This is a genomic window from Bacillus sp. X1(2014) (assembly GCF_007678255.1).
The window spans coordinates 743,296-751,489 of the sequence record NZ_VEED01000001.1 but is presented as its reverse complement, the minus strand read 5'-3'; the positions used below and the strand labels follow the sequence as shown (position 1 = coordinate 751,489).

Annotated in this window: 9 protein-coding genes; 8 read left to right on the top strand and 1 reads right to left on the bottom strand. The window is 36.8% G+C overall.

The window, feature by feature from the left end; all coding sequences use genetic code 11:
• Positions 1-227: 227 nt before the first annotated feature.
• Positions 228-1,160 (top strand): EamA family transporter RarD, encoded by a 933-nt coding sequence (gene rarD, locus FS608_RS03925; RefSeq protein WP_144547930.1) that lies wholly within the window; start codon positions 228-230, stop codon positions 1,158-1,160.
• A 56-nt stretch (positions 1,161-1,216) separates the two neighbouring features.
• Here rarD and FS608_RS03920 read toward each other — a convergent pair whose 3' ends face one another.
• Positions 1,217-2,020: an NAD kinase gene (locus tag FS608_RS03920; protein WP_144547929.1), complete on the bottom strand. Its 804-nt coding sequence runs from the start codon at positions 2,018-2,020 to the stop codon at positions 1,217-1,219.
• A gap of 162 nt (positions 2,021-2,182) precedes the next feature.
• Here FS608_RS03920 and sppA point away from each other — a divergent pair, with 162 nt between their 5' ends.
• The 7 genes from sppA (at position 2,183) to FS608_RS03885 (ending at position 8,171) form a co-directional block, all read left to right on the top strand.
• The gene (gene sppA / locus FS608_RS03915; RefSeq protein WP_144547928.1) at positions 2,183-3,193 is read left to right on the top strand and encodes a signal peptide peptidase SppA; all 1,011 of its coding nucleotides are present in this window, start codon (positions 2,183-2,185) and stop codon (positions 3,191-3,193) included.
• Positions 3,194-3,204: 11 nt separating this feature from the next.
• The gene (locus FS608_RS03910; RefSeq protein WP_144547927.1) at positions 3,205-3,672 is read left to right on the top strand and encodes an RDD family protein; all 468 of its coding nucleotides are present in this window, start codon (positions 3,205-3,207) and stop codon (positions 3,670-3,672) included.
• Positions 3,673-3,774: 102 nt separating this feature from the next.
• Positions 3,775-4,446: a DUF2953 domain-containing protein gene (locus FS608_RS03905; protein WP_260871564.1), complete on the top strand. Its 672-nt coding sequence runs from the start codon at positions 3,775-3,777 to the stop codon at positions 4,444-4,446.
• A gap of 17 nt (positions 4,447-4,463) precedes the next feature.
• Positions 4,464-4,964 carry a GerW family sporulation protein gene (gene ytfJ, locus FS608_RS03900; RefSeq protein WP_144547926.1) on the top strand — a complete coding sequence of 167 codons (501 nt, stop codon included), beginning with the start codon at positions 4,464-4,466 and terminating at the stop codon, positions 4,962-4,964.
• Between the two features lie 181 nt (positions 4,965-5,145).
• Positions 5,146-5,646, top strand: a complete 501-nt coding sequence (tpx, locus tag FS608_RS03895; protein ID WP_144547925.1) for a thiol peroxidase — start codon at positions 5,146-5,148, stop codon at positions 5,644-5,646.
• A gap of 114 nt (positions 5,647-5,760) precedes the next feature.
• Positions 5,761-6,744 carry a class I SAM-dependent methyltransferase gene (locus tag FS608_RS03890; protein WP_144547980.1) on the top strand — a complete coding sequence of 328 codons (984 nt, stop codon included), beginning with the start codon at positions 5,761-5,763 and terminating at the stop codon, positions 6,742-6,744.
• Positions 6,745-6,977: 233 nt separating this feature from the next.
• Positions 6,978-8,171, top strand: a complete 1,194-nt coding sequence (locus FS608_RS03885) for an acetate kinase (RefSeq protein ID WP_144547924.1) — start codon at positions 6,978-6,980, stop codon at positions 8,169-8,171.
• The last annotated feature ends 23 nt before the right edge of the window (positions 8,172-8,194 follow it).

Genomic DNA, 8,194 nt, shown 5'->3' with positions numbered 1-8,194 from the left:
TAAGTAGAGACCTCGGAGAGGTCTCCCTCTGACAAAATAGGTGGAAAAACAGTGAAAAAGTCAAAAGGGGTTCGGAATGTAAACATTCCGAACCCCTTTTGTCGACAATCTGAGCAGGCGGAATTCCGCCTGCTTTTTTTGGAAACAAAATTTTTCCCCCTTTTATGTAGTTTCGCGTTATAATAGAAATTATTTCGAAACTAGAAAGAATAGGGGCTCATAAACATATGAAAAAGACAGAAACGCAAAAAGGAGTCATTCATGCCGGCTTTTCCTATTTGCTTTGGGGATTATTGCCAATCTATTGGAAGCTATTAGAACATGTTAATGCTAAAGAAATTTTAGCTAGTCGTGTTGTTTGGTCGTTTATTTTTATGATCGTCATTCTTCTCCTAACCAAAAAATGGGGACTTTTTCTCCGCACAATTAAAGGGTTTGCGAAAAATAAAAAACAATTGGCCGCTTTGACGATTGCCTCTCTGTTAATCAGTGTGAACTGGTTCATTTATATCTGGGCGGTTAACAGCGGTCATATGATTGAGGCGAGCCTTGGTTATTATATCAATCCATTAATCAGTATTTTATTAGGGATGATTGTGCTGAAAGAAAAATTAACGGTTTACCAATATGCATCCTTCGTCTTAGCTGCAATTGGGGTACTAATTATTTCTATTTCTCATGGGCAGTTTCCGTGGATTGCGATTGTGTTAGCCCTTTCCTTTGGATTATATGGATTAGCGAAAAAGTTGATCAATGTAGATTCTGCTATTGGGTTAACCTTAGAAACTCTAGTGATAACACCGATTGCTGTTATATATATCGGATTTTTATTTATTAGCGGTACCAATGACTTTTTAAACGCTGGGATTCAAACTGACCTGCTATTAATTGGTGCTGGGGTTGCAACAGCAGTACCGCTCCTTTATTTTGCAAAAGGCGCACAAAAGATCCCTTTATCATTATTAGGGTTTTTGCAATATATTGCTCCGACATTAACTTTACTTTTAGGCGTATTTGTCTATCATGAACATTTTTCAAAAATACAATTACTATCCTTTATGTTCATTTGGTCAGCATTAACGATTTATTCTTTATCAAAAACAAAGCTGTTACCTTCACAATCGTTCCATTTAAGAAAAGAGAAGAGCACTAGCATATAATGAAAAACCTTATCCGCTTCCTTGGATAAGGTTTTTTTGTGAGTAAATGTCTCTTTTTAAAGGAAAGATCGCTTTACTTTTTCCCAGAAAGAATTATCTTTTAGTTTAAGTGTTTTTAACTTTTTATCACTTATTTTTATGCTGATTTTCTCTACGTGACGGATGCTTAATGCTTCATTATCCATTCCCATTGTTGGATGGTCATTGCCTTCAGATATTACTTTAAGCGTAAGGGTTCTTTCACTGCCAACAATAAAGGATGAACCAAGTGTTCGATAATTATTGGTATTAACAGAGGCTACTTCACTCACCTGCATGCATGGAAGAAGTGGATCAACTAACGAACCATTCACCGATTTATTATAGCCAGTGCTACCTGTTGGTGTTGCGACAATAAGTCCATCGCCGCGGAAGGTTTCTAAGTGAAGCTGGTCAATGTAGACATCTACTACTAGTGTCTTAATGATTGAAGAGCGAATGCTGAATTCGTTTAAGCAAGGAAACGTCCCTTGCCCATCAACTTCTACTTCAATTAACGGATAACGGCGCACCTTTACATTTTCATTGGTGGCAATCGCATCAATCATTTTAGATCTATCATTAATCCGGAAATCACAATACATACTCAGGTTATCTTCGGTTGAAATCCCCGTATAAAGACAATCATCCCGGAAGCCAGTTTTTCTAACTGCTTGTAGAAATGTTCCATCATCTCCAACACTGGCAATGATATTTGCGTTTCGGTAATCAGTGACAATTGTAAATCCATATCGATTTGCTATTTCTACAAGCGGAGCCACTTTTGACAGCATGTCCGAATCTCTTTTGTGATAAAAGTAAATATTGCGTCTATTCTCCATATTATGTACCTCCCTGGTAAATGAGATTTTTGTAACATTATCCTCATCAGGAAAATATTCTCTAAGAAATAATGCTAGTCTGAAATTAGTTTAGCATTTTATTGAGACAATATGAAATAGGACTTAATTTTAAGATAAACAAAAAGGGGGACATACGTATTTATGAATGGAAAACGGTGGGCCGCACTAGGGATTGCAGCAGCGTTATTTTTCTTCTCGGTGGTCATTAATTTTTTATCCTCTTTTGCCTTTAAAGGATGGGAAACAAATTTCACTGATTTTATGGCTTCCGCGGAGCAGCCCTTTACAGAAGAGGTTGTCAATGAAGGGAATGAATTAAAGAAAATAGTGATTCTTGATGTAAATGGGGTCATCCAGGATACAGGGGAAACTGGCTCAATTCTGCAAAATTCTGGCTTCAATCATCAGGGCTTCATGAAAAAGTTAAACTATATTAAAGACGATGATTCGGTAAAAGGAATAATTATAAAAGTCAATTCCCCCGGAGGCGGAGTGGTTGAAAGTGCAGAAATTCATGATAAACTAACTGAAATTCAAAAAGAAACTAAAAAGCCAGTCTATATCTCAATGGGGTCCATGGCCGCTTCGGGAGGATATTATATTTCAACAGCAGCTAAAAAGATTTATGCGAGTCCCGAGACAATGACTGGCAGTCTCGGTGTGATTATGGAAGGGATCAATTATAAAGGGCTGGCCGATAAATATGGCGTTGACTTTGTTACGATTAAAAGTGGTAAACATAAGGACATTATGAGCCCAACAAGAAAAATGACCGAGGAGGAACGACAAATCTTACAGTCGATGATAAATAATTCATATCAAGGATTTGTCAAAGTTATTTCAGAGGGAAGGAAGCTTCCAATCCTGCAGGTGAAAAAAATAGCAGATGGACGTGTCTATGATGGCCGCCAAGCCAAGGAATTGCAGCTAATTGATGGTTTTGGCTACTTAGACGATGTGGTGAAATATATGAAAAAACAAGAGAAACTAAAAGGTGCACAAGTCGTTCGTTATTCAGACTCACTTGGACTGAGTTCCTTATTTACAATGCAGGCAAAGAAATTAATGGGTAAAGATATGGAAATGGCTGGCTTGTTGAAGCTCCTATCAAGACCAAATTCTCCAAGACTTATGTACCTATATTCGGAATAGGGGGAGTATCCATGGAAACGAATGAGTATCAAGAATACTCGAACGACAGTAAAGAGGAACCTTCCTTTCGATATGCAGGCTTCTGGATGCGCTTTTGGGCGTACCTTCTAGATTTGGTGGTAGTGGGAAGTATTGTTAGGATGTTGATTAAACCAGTTTTTCGAATGCTGGATTTTTCTTTATCGGAATCATCCATGTTTGCTCCAGCTTCAATCGTATCCGCATTAATCTTCTACCTTTATTTCGTGCTAATGACCAAGTATCTAAATCAAACTTTAGGAAAAATGGTGTTTGGATTGAAAGTAGTTGATTTAAAAAGTGATCAAATGACATGGGGAACGATCCTCTTTCGTGAATGGATTGGTCGATTTATTTCTTCAACAATCATCGTTGGATATATAATTATTGCTTTTTTACCCAAAAAACAAGGCTTGCATGATCTATTCACTGACACCTCGGTCATACATGTGGAACGGTGAGCATAAACCTATCAACATTGTTGGTAGGTTTATTTTTTTATGGAAAAGCAAATACTACCCGCTGAAAGGTTGTGATTGAAATTGTTCTGGGTGCTTATAGTTATGTCGATTCTATTGCTCTTTTTCATTCTCATTCTTTTTACTAAATTAACAATACTAATTAATTATTATCATCATAATGACAATGATGATTTAAAGATAAAATTTAAGATTTGGTTTGGATTAATAAAATATACAATTAACGTTCCGTTAATAAAAGTGGATGATAATTCTCCTAGCATTGTAGTTAAAAGTAAAACTAAAATGGGTGATTCCTCAGCTGAAACAACTAACGCAGACTCCAAGCAATTCACAGCTGAAGATATTGAAAATAATTTTTCAAATGCCAAAAAATTACTGCATCATGTGTTTGGGTTACATCGGATTGTAAGAAATTTTTTTCGAAAAGTTACGATGAAAGGCTTTGAGTGGAATACTTTGATTGGTTTAGGAGATGCAGCACACACAGGGACGATAACGGGTGCCATTTGGGCATTTAAAGGGAGCATAATAGGTCTTATTAGTCATTATTTAAAACTGAAAGAAATGCCAAAAATAACTGTGACTCCACACTTTCAGGCTGCCGTGATTCAGACAAGAATAACATGTATTATTCAGTTTCGTATCGGGCATGCTATTCTAGCAGGATTAAAACTATTTAAATTCTGGAGGGGCGGACTTCCGCACTTTAAAAAGAAAGCAAATTTTGCAAATGATAAAACAAAATCCATTTAAAAAAGGAGGAAACAGCCATGTCTGACCATCCAATTCAAGGTTTGATGACAACTGCAATGGAAAGCCTTAAAGAAATGATTGATGTAAATACGATTATTGGTGATCCTGTCGAAACCCCTGATGGCAGTGTTATTTTGACTGTATCGAAAGTAGGTTTTGGATTTGCCGCAGGTGGTAGTGAATTTAAACTTGAGGGGTCTCAAAGTCAAGGGCAAGGGCAAGGGCAAGGGCAAGGGCAAGGACAAGGTCAGAGTCAAAGTTCATCCCATCCATTTGGGGGCGGGAGCGGGGGCGGTGTCTCAATTACCCCAATTGCCTTTTTAATTGTTAACTCTCATGGTGTTAAAATGCTGCACTTGGATGAAAGCACTCATTTGTATGAAAAAATATTAGAGCTGGCTCCACAGGCGATAGATAAAATTCAGCAAATGTTTTCAAAAAAGGACCAAGGTCAACAGCAAAATAGTTTGCAGGGATCGAGAAACGAGCATAAATCAAAAGAAGAACTTGAATTATAGGAGAAAAGGTTAATCTTCCAGAAGATTAGGAAGGTTAACTTTTTTCATGTAATATGTGAAAATTCAAAAGCTTATTAATTGCAAATTAGATTTTGAAAAGATATATTTACACTGTACATATTTGAAGGGAAAGCGTTTACTACAATCGCTAGAACTTGAACACGACAAAGGAGGATGTAAAATGGCAAATGTAACATTTAAAGGGAATGCAATTACACTTTTAGGCAATGAAGTTAAAGTAGGGGACAAAGCACCTAACTTTACTGTACTGGCAAATGATTTGTCACAAGTAACCTTAGAAAGTACCAAAGGTCAAGTACGTTTAATTACCTCTGTACCTTCTTTGGATACTGGTGTTTGTGATGCTGAAACACGTCGTTTTAATGAAGAAGCAAACAGCTTAGGTAATGTGAAAATATTAACGGTAAGTGTTGACTTGCCATTCGCACAAAAACGCTGGTGTGCTGCTAGCGGAATTGAAAATGTACAAACATTATCTGATCATCGTGATCTTTCTTTTGGTGAAGCATTTGGAGTTGCTATCCAAGAATTAAGACTACTAGCACGTGCCGTATTTGTTGTTGATTCTAACGATACAGTTACATATGTTGAATATGTAAGTGAAGCAACAAACCACCCTAATTACGAAGCAGCACTTGAAGCAGCTAAGGCGGCAAAGTAAAATAATGAATAAGAAGGCCTCTGCATAAGCAGGGCCTTTTTCTATGCTTAAAACTTGTATAATATGTCGATACTCATTAAAATGAATAAGGAAATTAATGAGGGCGGGGATCAAATGAAAGTTTCTCCAGTGGAACAACTGTTTACGTTATTTAATGAAACTGCACTTCTTTTGCAGGAAGAATTAAACTGTACATATTTAGAGGCACTCGCTGAGACAGGAGAGAATTTATTCCAAGGCTCTATCCTGCAAGATGAGGTCAGCGAACTAACAGAAAAAAGAATGAAGAAACAGTATGGACAGATTGATTTAGAAAAGTTTTCAAACGATGAAATTCGGAAAGCTTATCAGCTGGCTATTTTAAAAGGGATGAACGATAGTGTTCAACCGAACCATCAAATGACACCTGATTCTGTTGGGATACTTATTGGCTATTTAGTGGAAAGATTTATGAAACAGTCAAATTTCCGCTTGCTTGACCCAGCAGTGGGGACGGGAAATTTGTTAACAACTGTTTTAAATCACCTTCAAAGAAAAATTGATTCTGTCGGCGTTGAGATTGATGACCTTCTTATTAAGCTTGCCTATGTTAATGCCAATTTACAAGCTCATCCTATTCAACTCTTCAATCAAGACAGTCTGGAGCCGATGTTTATTGACCCTGTTGATGCAGTAATCGCAGATTTGCCTGTAGGCTTTTATCCAAATGATGTCAGAGCTGCAGATTATCAAGTCAGTGTAAGTGAAGGGCATACTTACTCTCATCATCTATTCATGGAACAAAGTGTCCGTCATACAGTGCCAGGCGGGTATTTATTCTTTCTTATTCCTAATGGATTATTTGAAAGTGAGCAAGCACCACAATTACATGAATTTTTTAAAGAGCAAGTTATTGTTCAAGGATTGCTCCAATTGCCAATAAGTATGTTTAAAAATAAAAGTTCAGCGAAAAGTATCATCATCTTGCAAAAAAAAGGAGAAGGAGTAAAGCCTCCTAAGCAGGCATTGCTTGTCGAATTACCTACCCTTTCTAGTGCAGTAGAGATGGACAAAATACTATTCCAAATGGATAAATGGTTTCAAGAGAACAAAGGATGAACCGAGATTTTTCTCTAGGTTCATCCTTTGTTTTAATATAGTAAAATAAGAAATATCAGAATACATTTTCATTTGTAATGTAATCGCTGCCATGAGAAATTTGCCTTGAAATATAATATACACAATGATTCAATTAAGGATGGAAATAATCAAGAGTGGTTTGAGCAAAATAATGTTGTACTACTCAAAAAAATGCCAAACCAGTGTTGTTATATAAAAGGAGCGGTAACGATATGTCAAAAATTATTGCAATTAATGCGGGGAGTTCTTCCTTAAAGTTTCAATTGTTTGAAATGCCAAGTGAAGATGTCATTACAAAAGGATTAATCGAAAGAATCGGTTTAAATGATTCAATTTTTAATATAACGGTTAAAGGTGAAAAAATTCAAGAAATAATTGATATTCCTGATCATGAAGTCGCTGTAAAAATGCTTTTAGATAAATTAACGACTTTAGGAATTATTAAATCTCTTAATGAGATTGTTGGAATTGGACACCGTGTTGTTCATGGTGGAGAAACATTTACCGATTCTGTGCTGATCACTGACCAAGTGTTAAATAAAATTGAAGAATTATCTGAACTTGCGCCATTGCATAACCCAGCAAATTTAACTGGAATCAAAGCTTTCATGAGCGTATTACCTAATGTTCCAGCAGTAGCTGTATTTGACACGGCATTCCACCAAACGATGCCAGAAAGCTCTTACCTATACAGCTTACCAATGGAGTATTACGAAAAGTATGGTATTCGTAAGTATGGTTTCCATGGAACTTCTCATAAATATGTTTCACAACGTGCAGCAGAACTTCTAGGCAGACCTGTTGAACAATTACGTCTAATTTCTTGTCATTTAGGAAACGGTGCAAGTATTGCAGCAATTGAAGGCGGTATGTCAATTGACACATCCATGGGCTTTACACCACTTGCCGGGGTGACCATGGGTACTCGTTCAGGTAATATTGACCCAGCATTGATTCCGTATATTATGGAAAAAACCAATAAAACGGCTGAGGAAGTACTTGATGTACTTAATAAAAAGAGTGGTATGCTGGCTATGTCCGGTTTCTCAAGTGATTTACGGGATATTGAAATTGAAGCGAAAAAAGGCAATGAGCGCGCGAAGCTTGCCTTGGATGTTTTTGCTAACCGAATTCATAAATACATCGGTTCTTATGCTTCACGAATGAACGGTGTCGATGCTATTATTTTCACAGCAGGAATTGGGGAAAATAGTGACACTATTAGGGAAAATGTTTTAAGAGGTCTAGAATTTATGGGTGTTTATTGGGATCCAGCTCTTAACAAAGTAAGAGGCGAAGAAGCATTTATTAACTACCCACACTCACCAGTAAAAGTATTAATCATCCCAACAAACGAAGAGGTAATGATTGCCCGCGACGTTGTACGTCTTAGTGACATTCATTAATCGATAATATTTAGGCTGTGTTA